Genomic DNA, 17,966 nt, shown 5'->3' with positions numbered 1-17,966 from the left:
TATTCGCTTATATGGTTTTGCAGCGGCGTTTTCCGGCACACGAAGCCGCACAGCCGGAACCCGTTTTGCTGGTAATGTTGAATGATAATGTGAATGAAGTAGAGGAGGTATCAGCAGGAAGCCCGGTTGGAGTGAATGACCCGGAAGGCTGTGTTTCAAATATACGCATTTGCCATACAAAACACATCCGATTTCGCAAATCCGGGATAAACGCGCATATTTGAAGACTTATGAAAATCATGATCACACCGGAAACGCCGGAAGACAAGTCGTCTATTTATTCCCTGAACGCCGCCGCATTTGGCCAGGAAAACGAAAGCAAACTGATAGACCTCCTGCGGGACAGTGAGCATTTTATACCCGCGCTAAGCCTCGTGGCCCGCTCGGAGAGCGGCGCGGTGGGTCATATTCTTTTTACCAAACTGAAGATCAAGGGGCTGGAAGGCGTAATGTACGATACGCTGGCGCTTGCGCCTATGGCGGTTCTACCGGCGCTGCAACATTTAGGGATCGGTTCGCAGCTGGTGCGCGAAGGACTGAAACGCGCGGCTGAACTGGGTTACGGCTCGGTGATCGTCTTGGGTCACCCGGGATATTATCCAAAGTTCGGATTCCTGCCTGCTTCCAAATGGGGCATCCGCACCAGCTACGAGGTGCCCGGTGAAGCGTTTATGGCGATAGAACTGAAGCCCGGCGGGCTGGAAGGAAGAGCCGGGCTGGTTGTTTATTCCAAAGAATTTGATGAAGTGTGACCCGTCCGGTCATTCCGGCTTTATCCCGAAAGACGCGGCCCGTTCAAACTTCGCGCCCCGCTTGAGGCCGGTGATCTCGCCCAGCGCATTCAGTGAATCGATTTTATAGAAATATTTGTATTGTACCCACACGCAGCTCCTGCGCACATACAGCGAGTCGTCGTCCGAAAAAACAATGTTTCCCGCCTGGTAATAACGCGCGTCGAATTGTATGTCCGTCGGGAATTTGCGGTCCATGAAAATATGCACCAGCCCGACATCCGCCGGGATCTTCACCCTGAAGCGGTCCAGCGAATCCGTCCACCGCAGGATATAACGGTAACGGCCCAACGTATCGGCCAGCGAATAAGTAAGCAGCTTCATCTCCGCCAGCGAATCCAGCAAAGGCTCCACGGCGCGGCTGCCGGCGGTAAGCAGGGAATCGGGGACGCTGATGACGGTATAGGGCAGGGGGCTGTCGTACCCGCGGATGGCGGCTTTGGCTTCTTCGCCGAGTAGCTGGTATTCTTTGCAGTCAGGAAGGTTGCAGGCGTTCAGGGTTGCGCCTATCAGCAAGGCACAGCAAACGATTCTCATCATTTCAGGGTATGGTTTGGTATCAAAAAGATACAACTATTTTATTGCCCCTGCTCAATGCAAACGAGTTTGCCGTCCATGGATGAGGCCAATACAAGCTTTTTGCCAACGGGCTGAACGGTATTGACGAGGCAGTTGGAGAATTTATGTTTCCATACCAGCTGCCCGTCTTTGCTGCTGAGCGCGTATATCACGCCGGATTGCCCGGCTGCGTAAAGTATGTTCCCTCTTTCATTCACGGGGCTGGGGCATATTTCATAACCCATTTCCACCGGCGACTTCCACAACAATTCCCTTTGCCCGCTCCGCGCATTCAGCGCAATGATATTGCCCTGCATGGTCTTGGCGTAAATGCGCAGGCTGTCTGCCGAAATGCCCATGGATTCCCGCACGGAATTGAGCGAATCCCTGTACCGCCATATTTCCCTGCCGGTTTCAGTATCCAGCACGGTCATGTATTTATCGGGAGACACCAGCCAGGCTCTGCCCTCGTATGCTACGGGCCACACGGCGGCGGGGGAAAACATGCGGTTGCTGGCGCCGTTGCTCCAGGTCCAGGCTTCACGGCCGGTAGATGCATCCAGTGCGTAGAATTGATTGCCCCAGGAGCCGAAGAGCACTTTGCCCTGGTATATGAAGGGTTTGGTTTCCACAAATCCTTTTATGCCGTCGTAGTCCCATTGCTGCCTGCCGGAGGGAATGTCCCATGCGCGGCAATGCCCGTCGGAACCCGCTACGATGGCCAGCCGGCCGTGCAGCGCGGCGGAAGAAACAATGGCTTTGCCGGTTTGTTGTTTCCAGGCCAGCTTGCCGTTTTTCAGATGCAGGCAATATACGAAGCCGTCTGTGCAAGGCACTACCACGTATTGACCGTATACGAGCGGCGTGGCGTATATTTTCCCGCCTGCGGCAAATTTCCAGCGGGGCTTGCCGGTCTGCAGGTCTGCCGCTTTAATATCCCCATTGGTATTGGTATAGATCACCATGCCACCGGCTGCGGCGAGGGCGCTGCCCATGTCGCCGGCTTCCTGTATGGTCCATTTTACTTTTATGGAAGGAAAGGAATCGTTCATCGCATAAGAGGGGCGGGGAGGGTTGGGTATCCAGGAATGCCCTTCCAGTGCCACTGTATGCCAGGCGGGAAGCGTTTCCCGGCCGGGTGTGCGCTCGTTGAAGGTAATGGCGCCGCCGGATACGCTGACGATGTTGTACCCGCCGGTGGCTGCTTTCGCACGGAGGTTGGAGCGGCACATCACGCCGGGGATGCCTTCCCAGCTGAAGGCTTTATTGGCATGACCGTGGCCGCAGATCATGGCTTTCACGTTGCGGCCGCGCAGGCGGTCCAGCACGTCGTACCAGTTATTGAGTCCTTCATCCTGTGGGTAATGATTAATATAGATCAGCGGCTGCTGCGGGTTCTTATATTTTTTTAATTGCCCGTCCAGCCAGACGATGTTTTCCCTGGGCACCTGGCCCGGGCCCATGCGCATGTTGGGGCCGCAGTTGGTGCCAATGAAAAGATAACCTTTGTGCTCAAAGCTGAAAGTTTCGTTGCCAAACACGGTGCGGAAGGAATTGCAGCCGCTCTCTGACCATTTGGTGTCATGGTTGCCGGGAATGATATACCAGGGCTTATTGAGCCGGCTGATGATGCTTTTCGCCAGCTGCAGCTCTTCATCGGAGCCGAATTCGGTCACATCCCCGGAGAAAACGACGAATTCGATCTGCGGCTGGAGGTTGATGTCGTTGACGGTCCTTTCCAGGTCTTCCTGCGCAGTTTGAACGCCTATATGCGTGTCCGTTACCAATGCAAAACGGAAGAGCGTATCCTGCGCGTGGCCACTCAGGGCCGGAAGAATGGCTATGAGGAAGAAAAGCAGCTTTTTCATTTGCCCAAGATACCGGTTAGATCCGGGAAATAAAAAGGCGGAAAGGGTAACGGTTATAGGAGGGGCGATTGTCTACCTGTACTCCTTGGGAGCAGTAATGTTCAGGCAAATGGCCCATATAAAATAGAACGTGTAGAATAAGTTTGTACCATCCCGCCAGATTGAGGTGGTGATAATGGCGGCTATGAGTAATATGGCGGCCATGCCGGCGGCAATGACGGCCTGTATGTTATCCTTTATTTTGCTCTTATTCAGCTTCGTATAGCTGGCGAGCGGCAGCAACAATGAGATGGACGTTATATAAATTTTAAGCATTGCCGGAATCAAGATTACCAGGTAGCATAGCAGTCCGGCGAGGCCGAAGATCAGGCAGCCGCCTGTTATCAGGGCAATAATGTTTTCTTTTTTGGTAAGCAGGTGTTTGCCGTCAGAATGGAACCGCATGGAAAGGAGCGCGATCGGAGGGTAAAGGACATCCAAAGAGAGTACAACGAGGTGTGTGAATAACAGTAATGTCTCGTATGGTATTATTCTGTCATTTTTCAGGCGGAAGAATATAATAGAAACAAGCGGCAGCAGGAAAAAAAGCGTACGGAGATTCCTGTTAAGCGCGGTAGGGCTTTGCAGCCAGTTTACATAGGCGCGTATAGCGCGGTAAGGCTGGGTTTGTTCACTGATCGCAATCTTTATGCCTGCCAGTGCGTAGTTATATGAAGGATGTATGCGAAGTGCTTCCCTGAAATGTGCCAGCGCTTCCCGGGGCTTTTTCTGTTCAAGCAGGCTCCAGCCTTTATTGGCATGTGAAAGTTCGTTTTCAGGATCAATACTTAAAGCATGCAGGATGGTGTTTTCTGCTTCGTCCCGGTAGTTCAGCCGCTCGTAGGCCATGTGCCGGGCATTTATGGCGATGGTATTTAAGGGATCGAGCTGGAGGGCTTTGTCGGCTATCTCAAGCGCTGTCTTGTAATTCCCTCTATAAATTGATATCAGCGCAAACAGTGCGAAGTGCGCAGCAAGGCGTGGGTTCAATGCCAATGCCGCTTTGATGTCGCTAGCAGCGGCATTGAAGTCATTTTTTTTATAATAAATGCGCGAACGTTGGTGGAACAAGCGGTCGTTTTCAGGGCGGAGCCCGATAGCTGTAGTGATTATGTTGAGGGCGGCTTCAGTTTCGCCAGCTTGCAGTTTTACCTCGGAAAACAGCTCCAATGCTTCGGCATTCAGCGGTTCCTGCTCCAGCAGTGCCTGGAGGGCAAGCCCGGCTTCGTTATATTTTTTGAGCTCTACCAGAACTGCAGCGCGCCGGTATAGGTTCTGTTCCATTATGTCATTCATTTATAATCTTCCCTCACCGGGCAGAATGAATCGATCAGCCGGCAATCTGTTACGGCATAACCGCCATGAGGCACGTTGGAAGGGATCAGCAGCACATCGTGCGCATGGAGGGTGTGTTTCACCCCGTCCAGCTCCATTTCGAATGTGCCGGAGAGCACGTACGACATCTGCTCGTGCGCGTGCTGGTGCACAGGCAGGGAAGAGCCGGCCCTGGCTTCCCAATAACCAAGGGTGTGTTTTTCGCCGTGCAGGAAACGGCCTGTAAAGCCCGGCACCACTTCGCGGGCGGGCAGGTCCTGGAATGATTGCGGGTTCATCGGTTGTTTTGTTTTATCGACATATAATTCACCACCCACTGGAAAACAATGATGCCCACCACGTAGGCGCCGGCAAAAATGTTGTAGGTCTGGTTCATAAAAGCGGTCGCGATACCCAGCACGCCGGCTATACCCAGCCCGATGGTGTAAATATTCATCATGCGCGGGTTGCGCGAAGGCAGCAGGCGCACGCTCAGCGGTATCATCATGGTAATGCCCACCACGGCTACCAATACCCAGGGATCCAGCCCGGTGAGCAGATAAGCAACTACTCCTGCAACTCCAACTAACAAACTGATAGCCACATGATTGGAGGCGGTTATTTCATTTTCATCAAGCAGGTGTTTGCCGTATGGATTGAAACGGAGGAACAGGTTGCTGAGCGGGGTGATGATCCAGGTGGAGAAGGCAAATGCCACCAGCAGGATGACCACCGGCATTACGTAGGGTTGCAGCGTGGGGTTGTGGTTGGCCAGGTAGTTCAATCCCCTGGTGGCTGCGTACAATCCCAATATCACGCCCCATTGGTATTTGGCGGTAAGGTTGCCCATGAAAAAAGCGAAGCGGAGGAAAATGCGGTATATCCAGTACCGTGCTTTCAACGCTTCCATCATGCCGGCCTGTGCGAGTTGGAGGTTAGGGTCTATGCGGAGCGCTTCGCGGAAATGTTTGAGCGCATCTTTGGGCGAGCCTTTTTCGAGCAGGCCCCAGCCGTAATTGGCGTGGGTGTAGGCATTATCCGGGTCGTGGCGGAAGGCGCCTTCGATGCCGGCAAAGGATTCTTCCTTGCGGTTCAGCTTCAGCAACGCAGTGCTTCGGGCATTGAGTGCGTAGATGTTCTCCGGGTCTATTTCAAGTGCTTGTTCAGATAACTGCAGCGCCTGCTCAAAACGTTTGCGGCTGTTCTGCATCATGGCGTACAGCGCGAAATAATCGGCGTCGTAAGGTTCCAGTTCTATGGCATGCGACAGGTCCTGCTCGGCAAGGTCATATTCTTCCTGCTGCAGGTAGATGCGCGCGCGCTGGTAAAACAGCCGGTCGTCTGCCGGGGCAATGCCGATGGCATGGTTGGCCAGCTGCATGGCAGACTGGAAATCGTCCAGCTGTATCTTCACTTCGCAGAACATGCTCAGGATGTCCGGGTTCTGCGGGTCCTGCGCCAGCAGGCCGCTGAGAATGGCCTGCGCCTCGCGGTATTTCTTCTGCTGCATTAAAAGGATCGCGCGTTGGAGCAACTGGTCGTGCATGCTATTTCTTGATTTTCAGGTAATGAAGGATATCGTCGTACAGGCCCGCATCGTTGGCATATAATGCGAAGTTCTTGGCAATGGAGAACCATTCACGGGTGCTCGCTTTATGTTTTTTCGCAGCGTTTTGCAGGTCTTTGGTCTTAAGAGGCAAAGGCATGCCTTCCAGGAAAGATGCTTCGAGTTTTTCTTCAATTGCCATGTCTATCACAGCCGCAATATCGGCCCCGGAGAACTCGGGAATGTTTTTGCTAATTCCCTCGTAATCAATTTCCTCAGTCGGCTTATCTTTTAATTTAATGCGGAGCATGGCCGCCCGTGCTTCCTGGTCCGGCGGCGGCACGAATATCATCCGGTCGAAGCGGCCGGGCCGCCTGAACGCGGGGTCCAGGTGCCAGGGAATATTGGTGGCGCCGAGTATCAGGATGCCGGTGTTGTCGTTCTCCACACCGTCCAGTTCCTGCAGGAACTGGTTGATGAGGTTCCGGCCGGCCGACTGTTTCATATCGGCGCGGCTTGCGCCGAGGGCGTCTATCTCGTCAAAGAAAAGCACACAGGGCGTGTGCTTGCGGGCGTATTCAAAAATGCGGTGCAGGTTCTTCTCGCTGTTGCCCAGCCACATGTCCAGGATGTCGTTTAGTCCCACGTTGATGAACTTTGCGTTCACCTGCCCGGCAGTTGCCTTGGCGATCATGGTCTTGCCGCAGCCGGGAGGACCGTACAGCAGGATGCTGCCGCCGATCTTTTTGCCGTAGGCCTTGTACAGTTCCGGGTGGCGCAGCGGTTGGATGATCTTGATCTCGATCTCCTTCTTCACCTGCTCCATGCCGCTCACATCAGAAAAATTCACGTCGGGCTTTTGCATGAACAGTGAAATCTCGTCTTCGCCGGCATCTTCGGAATATTCGGAAGCCTGCCCGCGCACGCGCAGCTGTGCGTCCAGCTCTTCGTCGGTGAAGTGCGGGTAATGGTCCAGGATACGCTGGTAGGTTTCGCGGGCATTGTCCCAGGCGTTCTCTTTGAGCGAAGAGCGGGTGTAGAGCACGAGCACGTCCAGGTTGTCCGGCTGCGATTTCAGCAGGTCTTCCAGGATCACGTTGCAGGTGGCGTATGCTTCTTTTCGGTAATACACTTTGGCAAGGCCGATCAGCGCTTTGTCGTTCTGCTCTATGCCCAGGGCTTCCAGGTATTCTTTTTCCGCTTCCTCCAACCGGTTCAGGTTAAACAGGGTTTCCGCCAGGTGAAGCCTCAACGGGATATTTTCGGGAGAGAACTTGAGGGCTTCTCTTAAGCTGTCTATCGTATTTTGTGTCATAGCAAAACTAAGATATCAAATTTATGAAGGATTGGATGGCTTAGATCAGCAGCACGTCTATCCGGTGCGCCATTACGATCTGCGAGGGCTCGGACCAGGAGAAGACGGTGAAATACCCGTCCTGCGAGGCTACCAGCGCCTGGGCATCCCGCTGGTCGTGCACGAACTGTGCCGCTGAAAGATGCCGCGTGCCGCCGATGCGCGAAGGGTGCATCAGCAGTGGTGTGCCGCCCACGATGGGCTCGGTCATCAGCACTTCTTCCACGGATGTGGAACTGACGGCCCGGGTGATCTTCGCGCCGAAAGCCAGCAGTTCCTGCTGGTTGTTGATCACGGTGGCGCCGTCTACTGCGGTAAGGCCCGTGATGTTTTCCACTTCGCGGCGCAGGGCGTTTTGCCAGTAGATCTCGCTGGTCACGTTGCTGTCCAGCTTCAGCAGGTCTGCCACGCCGGAAAACGCCGGGCTTACCGGGTATTGCAGCGGGTGGATCACGGATTCCTTCCAGCGGTCGTTGCCCGCGGGCGTTACGAGCAATATGCCGCCGCGTTTATGGGCGCGCATACTCACGGCGATCTGTATCAGCACATTGGTAGGGTCGTTCCACAGCGGCGAAGAACTGAGGCCGAGCAGCGACAGCAGCATGCCCGGGCAGTCTGCGTTCACGCCGCAATGTTCGTCCACCACTTTCACATTATCGCCCTGCAGCACGGCCACGTTGATGAACTTGCCCAGCCCTGCCACGCGGCGGTGCTTCACCACCAGCAGGCCCGGCTCGCTGACGTCCAGCACAAAACAGTAATTGGGCAGGTTGATGGTGGTGCCCCAGATATATAATTCTTCCCCTTCCTGCCATACGCCCACATGCACGCCGGCACGCTCCACGCCGGGCGCGAGCTTCGCCAGCACTTTCGGCGTGAGGGGAAGGCGCTGTTCGAACAACAAAGGTTTATTGGCCTGCGAAGGATGCAGGTAGGCGAGGGATATGCGGGTGGAAATGCCTTCTTCGCGGCGCAGGCTGGCCCAGAATGCCACGTCTATCATTTTTTCTATCACCGCTTTGCAGGGCACTGCTGCCAGTTCGTCTTCACTGTTGGCTTTGGCGGCAATAAGATGTTTCCGGAAATGCGCTTCTATCGTTCCCGCCACGTTATTGGCGGCATTATATGTAGTGCCGTTCTTCAAGTCCATATACTTCTCATTTCGTTGCTAATTTAGACTTTTTCGAACGCAAGTACGGGATTTGTTATATCTTGTCGTACAGCTGTGCCAGCTTTCATGACGAGATCACTTATCCTGTATATAATCTTATTGCACGCGTTTACAGGGGCTTATGCTCAAACCCAGCAGCCATACATCCTGAACGGCTCTGCTACCCAGCGGAATTGCAATTGCTATGTGCTCACGCCTGACCAGCAGAACCTGAGCGGCACCATCTGGAATAAAAATCTCATCGACCTTACGCAGTCATTCAATTATGTATTCGAGATCAACCTCGGTTGCAAAGACGGGCCGGGGGCGGACGGTATCGGTTTTATCCTGCAGACCAAAGGCACCAACCTGGGCGCCACCGGCCAGGGACTTGGTTTTAAAGGCATTTCCCCTTCGCTGGGGATATTGGTGGATACGTACCAGAACTCCGCGGAAAATGATCCTCCCTGGGACCATCTTTCTATACAAATGAACGGCGAAAGCAACCACCAGTTGCCCGGCGGAGACCTCGTAGCGCCGGTGATGTTGCGGGAGGGGAATGAAAACATCGAAGACTGCGCCTGGCACCTTTTCCGCGTGGAATGGAACGCCGTGACGCATACCATGAAAGTGAGCGTGGACAATGAGTTGAGGATCACCATGAACAAAGACCTGGTGGCAGACATCTTCGGCGGCAACCCGAAAGTGTACTGGGGGTTTGCCGGCTCCACCGGCGGCTCGTCCAACGTGCAGCAGTTCTGCGCCGCGCTGCATCCTTCCTTCAGTTTCGATGGCGGGCAGATCTTTTGCGACGGTACGCCGGTCACATTCAAAGACAATTCCAGCTCATTCGGTAACATTACCCGCTGGCGCTGGGATCTCGGGGACGGTACCATTCTCACCACGCCAACACCGCAGCCGCATTTATATGCGGAGGCCGGGAAGTACGAAGTAAAGCTGGTGATCGAAGATAACAGCGGCTGTATTTCAGATACCCTCAAAAATATCGTGACCATCGGCTCGTACCCTGAAGTGAAATTCGGGCCGCAGCCGCTTTGCCTCGGCGATCCGCTGCAGATGAGGGATTCCACTAAAGTGAAAGTGGGCACTGCCGCCAAATGGACCTGGGACTTCGGCGGCGGCCAGATTGCGCATACACAGCATCCCGTTGCGCCGTATACCGCTCCCGGCAATTATCCTGTACATCTTAAAGTGGAAACCGCTGAAGGCTGCGCCAGCGCGGCCACACAAGTGATGTCCGTTTTTTCTTCGCCGGAAGTGAGCGGCACAGGCAGGAATGCCTGCATCGGTGAGGATAACCTGTTCACCGCCACCAACCTTACGCCCGCGGTCGATATTGCGAAATGGTATTGGGTGATCAACGGGCAGGATACCCTGCGGCAGAAAGATGTGGCTTACCGTTTTCCCGCGGGCGGCAAATATTCCGCGAAGGTGCATGCCGTTTCGAAAGACGGATGCGTTGCCAAACCGGTGAGCATACAGGCAGGCGTTACCGACATCAACCTGCGCGCGGGCCGCGATACGCTCATAGCCCGCGGCCAGCCGCTGCAGCTCAATGCCCTGGCAGACGGGGAGGGGCTGCATTATCAATGGACGCCTTCCACCGGCCTCAACGATCCTTACATCAGCGATCCCGTAGCGGTGTTGCAGAAAGACCAATTGTATAACCTCATTGTCACTTCCTCCGAAGGCTGCCGCGAAGAAGACCAGCTGCTCGTGAAAGTATACGCCGGTCCTGAGTTCTACGTGCCCACCGGTTTCACCCCCAACCACGATGGCGTGAATGATTACTTCAGGGTGATTGCGCCGGGCGTGCCTAAAATGGACTTCCTCAGGGTCTGGGACCGCTGGGGCCGCCTTGTGTTCGAAACCTCCACGCTCTCCGCCACCTGGGACGGTACGCTCAAAGGCGATCCCGCGCCGGCCGGCACTTACGTATGGATGGTACAGGGCACGGATTACAGCGGCCGGCTTTTCAACCGTAAAGGTACTGTGACGCTGATCCGGTAAAATTGGCGCAGCTGCCTTAATTTTGCTGCATGCTTGCACTCAACAAAATCCATCACATCGCCATTATCTGCTCAGATTATGGGCGGTCCAAACAGTTTTACACAGAAGTGCTGGGTTTTACTATCAAAGCTGAAACCTATCGCGCCGCCCGCGATTCCTGGAAGCTGGACCTTGCGCTGAACGGGAATTACATCATCGAGTTGTTCTCATTTCCTTCGCCGCCGCCGCGCGTATCTTCGCCGGAAGCCCGCGGGTTGCGGCACCTGGCGTTTGAGGTGGATGATATGGAAAAGGCGGTAGCCGCCTTGCTGGAAAGCGGGGTAGTGCCGGAACCCGTGCGGGTCGATGAATTCACGGGGAAGAAATTCACTTTTTTCACAGACCCTGATGGCTTGCCGCTGGAGCTTTATGAAAAGTGAAGTCCTTAAGTTTAGCCGGACAATACTGTAAAAAAATAATAAAAAGAATAACGGAGGGCAGCAGCAACGATTCCGGCAGGAAGCCGCGGATCGTTTGCAACGCAGCGCTCAGCGTGTTGCGTACATACCCGTCCGAAAGGCCAAGCCGGGCGGCTATTTCTTTCGTGCTCATGCCTTTTTCCCGGCTCATTTCATAAATGGTCCTGCGCTGGGGCGGCATTGCCTGCAACGCGCGTTTCACTGCGTTCTGTATCTCCCTGACGGAAATGGTATAAAGTGCATGGTTGAAGCTGGCGCCATCCTGTTCGATGTTTTCCAGTTTGCTGTTGTACAGGAAAGTTTTGCGGAGATATTGCAGGCATTCGTGAATGGTGATCTTCCGGAGCCAGGCGCCGGGGTGTTGCACGTCTTTCAGCCGGTCCCTGTTCAGCCACAGCTTGATAAAGACCTCCTGCATGGCTTCCTGTTTGGCCACTTCGTCTTGCAGTATGCGCAGTGCGATCAGGGATAATGGGGTGGAATAGATGTTGAACAAGGTTGCAAAGGCGGCTTCGTCACCTTCCGCAATGTGCGAAAACAGTTCTCTGTCGTTGTATGTTTGGTTGAATGACAATGATCGTTTGTTCCCCGGAAATTCTCTCGCAAAGTATACTATTTTGCTGCAACTTTATAGTGCCTAACCAAAAGTTGCCAGGTAAAAAATGAATTATCCCGGCTGCATGCCTTGCCTGCAGTGCAACCGGGAGGAAACATATTACTTCAATAACACCTTCAGCTTGTCCTGTAACGCTTTCCCGCGAAGGTTCTTCCCGAGGATCTTCCCATCCGGGCCGATCAGGAAATTCTGCGGAATAGCGCGTACCATGTAAAGCCTTGAGGCTGCATTGTTCCAGCCTTGCAGGTCAGACACCTGTGTCCATGGCAGGCCGTCCTTTTCGATGGCTTCCAGCCATGCCGCTTTTTTACCCGGCTGGTCCAGCGAAACGCCCAGTATCGTGAAGTTCTTGTCTGCAAATGCGTGATAGGCCTCGACCAGGTTAGGATTTTCTGCCCTGCAGGGGCCGCACCACGAAGCCCAGAAATCCAGCAGCACATATTTGCCCCTGAAGTCAGACAGCTTCACCGGTTTGCCGTTCACATCGTTCTGGGTAAAATCGGGCGCCGGCGCGCCGTAGGACAGCAGGCCCTGGCCATACAGTTCTTCTGCAAATTTTTTCCCGGCCGGCGTACTGCGAAGGGCGGGAGACAGCGTTTTGAAAACAGGTTCAATGACTGGTACGTCCACATCTTTACCCGCTACTTCTATCAGGGTGGCCAGGCTGATGTACGAAGCGGGGTTTTGCCGGATGAAGACGTACTTCAGGGAATCGGTCACCGCGGATGCCATTTGAAATTGTTGTATCAATGAGTCCATGCGCTTTGGGTCCGGCGCGGCTCGGTATGCGGAATCGATCGTCCTGACCGTCCGCTCCATATGTGCCAGTACGGTCTGTTTATACCGCCTGTAGTCGCTGTTCACAGGGCCTCCCTTGACCGTTGCATCTTTTATGGTATTGGCGCCGGTGACGGTAATATTGCCTTTCTCCAGGTAGAGGTCGATAGCGTCAGCGGTCTTTTCCCAGGTTGTGGAACCTTGCCTGCCGTGATCAATGAGCACGTGCACCAGCGAAGGCTCATCCAGCTGTCCGCTGAACCGGAAGCTGCCATTGTGGAAAACCGCGGAGTCGAGCACCCGCTGGTTGGTCCAGCCCCATGACTTGATTATATATGCTTTGGCAGGCGTTTTTGCTTTGTTGAGTTTGATCGTCAATGAATAACCGCCGGATTGGGAAAATACCAGTCCCGGCGTGAGCATGGCTGCTATCAGGAAAATTCTTTTCATAAAAAGGTTTAATAACAGGATGGCGGGTTTAAGCCATCCTGCTGGGTGTATTCGGTTATTGAAGGTATCCCGGGTTGGGTTCCAGGTTTGGATTTTGCAGCAGGTCATTAGGCGGGATCGGCCAATAAGCCATATAGCTTTTCCAGGTGGTGGGCTTGGTGGGTGCTACTGTAGCCATCACCGCATCGATGGCGCCGATCCGCTTCAGGTCAAAGAAACGGTGGCCGCCTTCTGTGAACAGTTCGGTCTGCCTTTCTTTCATGATGGCGGCGAGCAAACTGGCCTGGCTGCCTGCCGGCAATTCCCCCAGGCCTGCGCGCAGCCGCACGGCATTCACATCGTCTGCCGCGTTACTTTTATTTTGCATGGCCCTGGCTTCCGCGCGGATGAGATATTGTTCTGCAAGCCGCAGCATGACCTGGTATTCCGCGTTGTTGGCCGGTGATTTGAATTTAGCGGGGAAGCGGTATACGGTTTCCGGGCTGGTGGCCACGGTAGGGGTGCGGACCCATTCGCTGAAACGCGCGTCTCCCGGCTCAAAGGCGTTGATGAGATGGTTGCTCAGGGCAGCGTATACAAAGGATGAATTGGGACCCTGCGGCGGTGTGATGGTCGCAGGCATACCGTTATTGTAGAATGCATATTCATATGCAGGCTTCGGGCTGCCGGGAGCCAGCGCCCAGATGGTTTCTTTGCTGTTGGCAAGGAACACGCTGCTGAGCGGTACCATGTCATAGTTGGTGTTGTTGATCAGCTCAGTAGCCTGCGCTTCCGCGTTGGCCCATTCTTTCGCATACAGGTAAGCTCTTGCCAGCAGGGCGGTCGCCGCTGCTTTGTTCGGGCGAAGCCGGTTGTTCGTGCTGACGCCGTAACCATTCCTGTACTCATTGCTTAAAAGGGACTGCGCTATTTTGAGATCGGCGATGATCTGTTTGTACACGTCCGCTTCCGGGGCGCGGAACAGGCGGTTGTTGACCGCATAATCGTTCGTCAGCGCCAGTGGCACGGGGCCGTAAATATTTACGAGGTAGCAATAAAAATAAGCCCGCAGGAAATAACACTCGCCCAGCCATTGGTCTTTGTAAGCAAGCTTGCCTTTGCTGGTGTTGATGCCCTCGATGGCGGTATTGATGGTGAAAAGCTTTTTGTATATATCTGACCAGTGGCCGCTTTGCCCGCTCTGGATGGCATTTTTATAGAACACGTCCGCAAAATTGCCGCTGACCAGCGCTCTCAGTTCGTCTGTGTACAGGCTCATCGTATAACCGATGTTGGCATTGGCTGATCCAGCGAAAGCCCCGCTGTTGTTCATGGTCAGGTAAACCCCCGTTACCACGGTAGATACCATGTTGTCGCTGGAATAAACGTCCGTCGCCGCAATGGTATTGGCCGGCAGCTGGGTGCCGTCCAGGTATTTTTCGCAACTGCTTAGTAAAGCAATGGCGAGAAGCAGGTATGTTGAAGAAGATCTTATTTTCATTTTGATACATTAAAGTGTCACATTAATTCCCGCGGTAAATACGCGCAAAGGCGGGATCACAGCAGCATTCATGTTTTCCGGGTCAAGCCCGTCGAACTTTGAAATGGTCAGCAGGTTCTGGCCCTGCAGGTAAACCGACATATTTTTGAGACGCAGCATTTTGTTGAATTCCGGGCTGAAAGCATAGCGGAGGCTCACATTCTGCAGGCGTGCGTAGGTGGCGTTGCTGTAAGCGCCTGTGCTTTTCTGGAACAGCCAGTGCCGGAATATGTTGGTCAGGTCGGTGCTCACCCTGGGAATGTCGGTTACATCGCCCGGTTTTTGCCAGCGGTCCAGCCACATGGTAGAACCGTTCAGGCCGTACATCCCGAAGGGAAAGCCCACCTGGCCAAGAAGATTTTTGCCGGTACGGTTAGTGAAATTGAAGGTGAAGTCCAGCGTCAGCTGTTTGTACGTGAAGGAATTCTGCAGCCCGCCAAAGTACTTCGGCGCCAGGTCTATGAATTCCGTTTTATCCGCCTGCTCCAGTCCTGACATGAAATCGTCTGTTTTACCTTTCGCATCGGTGAAGCTGTAGTACCCCGTCTCGGGATTGATGCCGTTGTATTTGTAAAGCAATACACCGGTAACAGGTTTGTGCAGTACCAGGTCCGGATTCTTTCCGGTATGTGACGGCAATCTCAGCAGCTTGCTTTTCGGTATTGAAATGTTGAAGCTGCTTGACCATGTGAAATTTTTGCTTTTGATAATGGTCGATCTCAGGCTGATCTCCATACCGCTGGTCTGGATCAGCGCATCGGAATTAAGCGTATAGCCGCCGTAGCCGGTAACGCTCGATAAGGGCTGATCCAGCAGTTGGTTGCCCGCGCGATTCAGGTAATAGCTGAAATCGGTGGTGAGCCTGTCGTTGAAGAATCCCAATTCCAGGCCGGCTTCCGAGTTGAAGTTACGTTCCCAGTTCAGCTGGGGATTGGGAAGCGAGTTGGGTGTTAGCCCCGCGCTGCCGTCGTAAGTGCCGCCGATCACGCCATAGGTGCCGAGATACCGGAAATCGCCGATGGCGTCACCGCCCACCACGCCGCTGCTTACCCTCAACTTGCCGAAGCTGAGCCAGGACAGGTTGTCTTTGACCAGTTTTTCTTCGCTGAAGATCCAGGCCAGCGCTGCAGAGCCAAAGTTCCCGATACGGCGGCCCGGCCCGAATTTGGTAGAGCCGTCGCGCCGCGTATTGATGTCAAGGATATATTTATCGTCCCACACAAATTTCAGGATGCCATACATGCCGATCGAGCGGTATTCAGTGAGGTTGTAATCGGTCGTCACCGATGACCCGACGGACGGGTTGTTCAGCAAGGCGTCTGAAGGAAAGCCTTTGCCGGTGATGTCGTTGAAATACGAAACCTGGTTGTTGAGCTCGCCGCCCAGTTTGATGCTGAGATCGCCCTTTTTGCCTACCAGCGTATTGAATTCTCCATAGGGAGAAATGGTGTAGGAGCGGTTGTTGTACTGATGGAGGATACCTACCGTTTGTGTGGCGGCCTGTGTATTCGAAGGGTTGAATACGGAAGTGGGGTAGCCGATCAGTTCTTTCCCGGTGAGAGTATTATACCCGAAAATGGTGCGCAGTGTTACTTTTTTAATGGGTCGGTACACCAGGGTAGCATTGGCCAGGAGGTTGTTCGTTACATTTTCGTACAGCCTGTTGGCGTTACTTGCCGTGCCGCTGCTGTTCGGGTCGTTGCCGATAGCTGCCCAGTTGATGCTGCCGTCCTCGTTATAGGGCTTGGGCGCATTGGGCGGCGTGAGTGCGCTGACGGAGAAATCATAAGGCACCATATCGTTTTTCGACGAGAGGTAGGTGCTGGTGATGGAGATGTTGAACTTGCCGTCATTCGTGCCCGTGTTCAGCGCGAACCGGAGCGAGCCGTCCCTGTTGGTGCCCCTGTGCCGCTGTATATTGCCCATATCGCGGAGGCTTCCGCTGATGAGGTAAGTGGTGTTCTGCGCGCCTCCGCTGTAAGAGAGATTGAGGTTGGTTGTAGCGGCGGCCTTCCCCATGAATTCCTTGCGCCAGTCGGTGTGCCGGTCAGCCGGCCAGGTGCCGTTCAGATCATTATCGCCGGCTGGTATAGCGAGATTGTCGTTTTTCAGCGCTTCGCGGCGCAGCATCAGGTATTGTTCGGTATTGAGCAGGGGAGGCGTGCGGCCGTTGACGGATACGCCGGTGTAGATATTGGCGTTGAAAGATTGCTGGGCAGACCGGGATCTCTTGGTAGTGATCAATATTACGCCATAAGCGCCGGAGGAGCCGTAGATGGCTGTGGCGTCCACATCTTTGAGCACATCGATGCTTTCAATATCGTTTGGATTGAGGTAGTTTAGGCCGCTGCCGCCTTGCAGGAAATCCTTCGTGCCATAGGCTGTATTGCTGGAAAGCGGCAGGGTGCCGCCGGGGTAACGTACGCCGTCCACGATGATCAGCGGCTGCGTGGCGCCGGTGATAAGATTGGCGGAGCCGCGCATTCTCACTTCGAAAGCGCCGCCGGGCTGACCGGTGACCTGTTGGATGAACAACCCGGGCACCTTGCCCTGCAGTGCTTCCAGCACGTTGTTTACCGGGTTTTTGGCGATCTCCTTTGATGTAATGGTGGTGATGTTGCCGGCGTTGAATCTTTTTGTCGTGGTGCCGTAGGCCGTTATCTGCACTTCATCCAGCGGCGAAGTGCTGGGGGCCAGCATAATAACGAGCGCGGAGGGGCTCGCAGAGACCAGTTTCGAAAGGCCGTCCCCAGGCTTGCCACCAGGCAGTACCTGGAAATTATCTTTTGTGAGGCGCAGGGAAAGCGGCGCAAAGCCGACGGCAGAAATTTTCAGCACATCGCCTTCATTGGCGTCGATGGAAAAAGTTCCGTTGGCGGCCGAAACGGCCCCTTTATTCGTTCCCGTGATCACCACGTTCACGCCCGCCAGGGGCTTGCCGTCAGCAGAGCGGATAAGACCCGTGACCGGGATAAATGCTTCAGTAGAATGGGCGGAAGGAGAAGCTGGGCGCTCAGTGGATACGGGAAGGTGTTTTCGTGAAACAAGAATGGTTTTACCCTGGATGACATATTCTACCGGCTGGTCTTTAAAAGTAACACCCAGCAGGTCCCGCAGGGGCAGGTCATGAACGGAAAGGCTTACGGGCTTTGTGCCGTCGAGCGCTCCTTTCTGGTTGAACAGCACATAGCCGGTCTGCTTTTTTATAGCGGTGAACACCTGCTTTAAGGTCAGGTCTTTCCCGGAAATAGTGACGGTTTGCGCCCGGCCGCTGGCATGGGCATGAATAAGAGCGGTGGTCAATAAAATGGCGGTTAATCGCATAACCCTGATGATTTTAGCCCGGCATCCCCGAAAGGAACGCCCGCATTCACCCGGGCGCACAGGTGGCCAATAGCAGTTTTTTTGCATAAATTGCAGCAGATTTGGTTGTTAATAAAATTGGTTGACAGACCGTTTTGGACCAGCTAAGTCTCTCCACCGTCACAGGCCTAA

General features: G+C 54.2%; 14 protein-coding genes. 3 read left to right on the top strand and 11 right to left on the bottom strand.

Annotated elements, in window-relative coordinates; all coding sequences use genetic code 11:
* Positions 1–230: 230 nt before the first annotated feature.
* Positions 231–752, top strand: a complete 522-nt coding sequence (locus tag R3I13_RS23715; RefSeq protein ID WP_346320470.1) for an N-acetyltransferase — start codon at positions 231–233, stop codon at positions 750–752.
* A gap of 9 nt (positions 753–761) precedes the next feature.
* On the opposite strand, the gene R3I13_RS23710 is transcribed toward R3I13_RS23715, so the two are convergent.
* The 7 genes from R3I13_RS23710 to R3I13_RS23680 all read right to left on the bottom strand — a co-directional run bounded on the left by R3I13_RS23710 (position 762) and on the right by R3I13_RS23680 (position 8,620).
* Entirely contained in the window at positions 762–1,331 is a 570-nt protein-coding gene (locus R3I13_RS23710; RefSeq protein WP_346320469.1) for a hypothetical protein, read from the bottom strand.
* A gap of 38 nt (positions 1,332–1,369) precedes the next feature.
* Positions 1,370–3,217: a PQQ-binding-like beta-propeller repeat protein gene (locus tag R3I13_RS23705; RefSeq protein WP_346320468.1), complete on the bottom strand. Its 1,848-nt coding sequence runs from the start codon at positions 3,215–3,217 to the stop codon at positions 1,370–1,372.
* Positions 3,218–3,289: 72 nt separating this feature from the next.
* Positions 3,290–4,540, bottom strand: a complete 1,251-nt coding sequence (locus R3I13_RS23700; RefSeq protein ID WP_346320467.1) for a tetratricopeptide repeat protein — start codon at positions 4,538–4,540, stop codon at positions 3,290–3,292.
* Positions 4,541–4,548: 8 nt separating this feature from the next.
* Positions 4,549–4,869 (bottom strand): cupin domain-containing protein, encoded by a 321-nt coding sequence (locus R3I13_RS23695; RefSeq protein ID WP_346320466.1) that lies wholly within the window; start codon positions 4,867–4,869, stop codon positions 4,549–4,551.
* Entirely contained in the window at positions 4,866–6,116 is a 1,251-nt protein-coding gene (locus tag R3I13_RS23690) for a tetratricopeptide repeat protein (RefSeq protein WP_346320465.1), read from the bottom strand. The genes R3I13_RS23695 and R3I13_RS23690 overlap by 4 nt, the downstream gene beginning before the upstream one ends.
* 1 nt (position 6,117) lies before the next feature.
* Positions 6,118–7,431: an ATP-binding protein gene (locus tag R3I13_RS23685; RefSeq protein WP_346320464.1), complete on the bottom strand. Its 1,314-nt coding sequence runs from the start codon at positions 7,429–7,431 to the stop codon at positions 6,118–6,120.
* A 40-nt stretch (positions 7,432–7,471) separates the two neighbouring features.
* Positions 7,472–8,620 (bottom strand): putative sensor domain DACNV-containing protein, encoded by a 1,149-nt coding sequence (locus tag R3I13_RS23680; protein WP_346320463.1) that lies wholly within the window; start codon positions 8,618–8,620, stop codon positions 7,472–7,474.
* Positions 8,621–8,740: 120 nt separating this feature from the next.
* On the opposite strand from R3I13_RS23680, the gene R3I13_RS23675 reads away from it, so the two are divergent.
* Positions 8,741–10,651 carry a PKD domain-containing protein gene (locus R3I13_RS23675; RefSeq protein WP_346320462.1) on the top strand — a complete coding sequence of 637 codons (1,911 nt, stop codon included), beginning with the start codon at positions 8,741–8,743 and terminating at the stop codon, positions 10,649–10,651.
* A gap of 29 nt (positions 10,652–10,680) precedes the next feature.
* Positions 10,681–11,070 (top strand): VOC family protein, encoded by a 390-nt coding sequence (locus tag R3I13_RS23670; RefSeq protein ID WP_346320461.1) that lies wholly within the window; start codon positions 10,681–10,683, stop codon positions 11,068–11,070.
* On the opposite strand, the gene R3I13_RS23665 is transcribed toward R3I13_RS23670, so the two are convergent.
* The 4 genes from R3I13_RS23665 to R3I13_RS23650 all read right to left on the bottom strand — a co-directional run bounded on the left by R3I13_RS23665 (position 11,027) and on the right by R3I13_RS23650 (position 17,795).
* On the bottom strand, positions 11,027–11,683 hold the full coding sequence (locus R3I13_RS23665; protein WP_346320460.1) for a sigma-70 family RNA polymerase sigma factor: 657 nt from the start codon (positions 11,681–11,683) through the stop codon (positions 11,027–11,029). The two genes, R3I13_RS23670 and R3I13_RS23665, sit on opposite strands and share 44 nt — an antisense overlap.
* Positions 11,684–11,824: 141 nt before the next feature.
* Positions 11,825–12,952: a TlpA disulfide reductase family protein gene (locus R3I13_RS23660; protein ID WP_346320459.1), complete on the bottom strand. Its 1,128-nt coding sequence runs from the start codon at positions 12,950–12,952 to the stop codon at positions 11,825–11,827.
* A gap of 55 nt (positions 12,953–13,007) precedes the next feature.
* On the bottom strand, positions 13,008–14,432 hold the full coding sequence (locus R3I13_RS23655) for a RagB/SusD family nutrient uptake outer membrane protein (protein WP_346320458.1): 1,425 nt from the start codon (positions 14,430–14,432) through the stop codon (positions 13,008–13,010).
* Between the two features lie 9 nt (positions 14,433–14,441).
* The gene (locus tag R3I13_RS23650; protein ID WP_346320457.1) at positions 14,442–17,795 is read right to left on the bottom strand and encodes a SusC/RagA family TonB-linked outer membrane protein; all 3,354 of its coding nucleotides are present in this window, start codon (positions 17,793–17,795) and stop codon (positions 14,442–14,444) included.
* Positions 17,796–17,966 lie beyond the last annotated feature (171 nt).

The sequence above is a fragment of the Chitinophaga sp. YIM B06452 genome (assembly GCF_039655965.1).
Lineage (GTDB): Bacteria > Bacteroidota > Bacteroidia > Chitinophagales > Chitinophagaceae > Chitinophaga.
The sequence above is the reverse complement of the archived record's forward strand: the minus strand, read 5'-3'. Positions and strand labels throughout refer to the sequence as shown.

What these genes read in the sequence shown, in the direction of transcription:
- R3I13_RS23715 (WP_346320470.1), top strand. Translation starts at nt 231, where the DNA reads ATGAAAATCATGATCACACCGGAAACGCCGGAAGACAAGTCGTCTATT.
- R3I13_RS23710 (WP_346320469.1), bottom strand. Translation starts at nt 1,331, where the DNA reads ATGATGAGAATCGTTTGCTGTGCCTTGCTGATAGGCGCAACCCTGAAC.
- R3I13_RS23705 (WP_346320468.1), bottom strand. Translation starts at nt 3,217, where the DNA reads ATGAAAAAGCTGCTTTTCTTCCTCATAGCCATTCTTCCGGCCCTGAGT.
- R3I13_RS23700 (WP_346320467.1), bottom strand. Translation starts at nt 4,540, where the DNA reads ATGGAACAGAACCTATACCGGCGCGCTGCAGTTCTGGTAGAGCTCAAA.
- R3I13_RS23695 (WP_346320466.1), bottom strand. Translation starts at nt 4,869, where the DNA reads ATGAACCCGCAATCATTCCAGGACCTGCCCGCCCGCGAAGTGGTGCCG.
- R3I13_RS23690 (WP_346320465.1), bottom strand. Translation starts at nt 6,116, where the DNA reads ATGCACGACCAGTTGCTCCAACGCGCGATCCTTTTAATGCAGCAGAAG.
- R3I13_RS23685 (WP_346320464.1), bottom strand. Translation starts at nt 7,431, where the DNA reads ATGACACAAAATACGATAGACAGCTTAAGAGAAGCCCTCAAGTTCTCT.
- R3I13_RS23680 (WP_346320463.1), bottom strand. Translation starts at nt 8,620, where the DNA reads ATGGACTTGAAGAACGGCACTACATATAATGCCGCCAATAACGTGGCG.
- R3I13_RS23670 (WP_346320461.1), top strand. Translation starts at nt 10,681, where the DNA reads ATGCTTGCACTCAACAAAATCCATCACATCGCCATTATCTGCTCAGAT.
- R3I13_RS23660 (WP_346320459.1), bottom strand. Translation starts at nt 12,952, where the DNA reads ATGAAAAGAATTTTCCTGATAGCAGCCATGCTCACGCCGGGACTGGTA.
- R3I13_RS23655 (WP_346320458.1), bottom strand. Translation starts at nt 14,432, where the DNA reads ATGAAAATAAGATCTTCTTCAACATACCTGCTTCTCGCCATTGCTTTA.
- R3I13_RS23650 (WP_346320457.1), bottom strand. Translation starts at nt 17,795, where the DNA reads ATGCGATTAACCGCCATTTTATTGACCACCGCTCTTATTCATGCCCAT.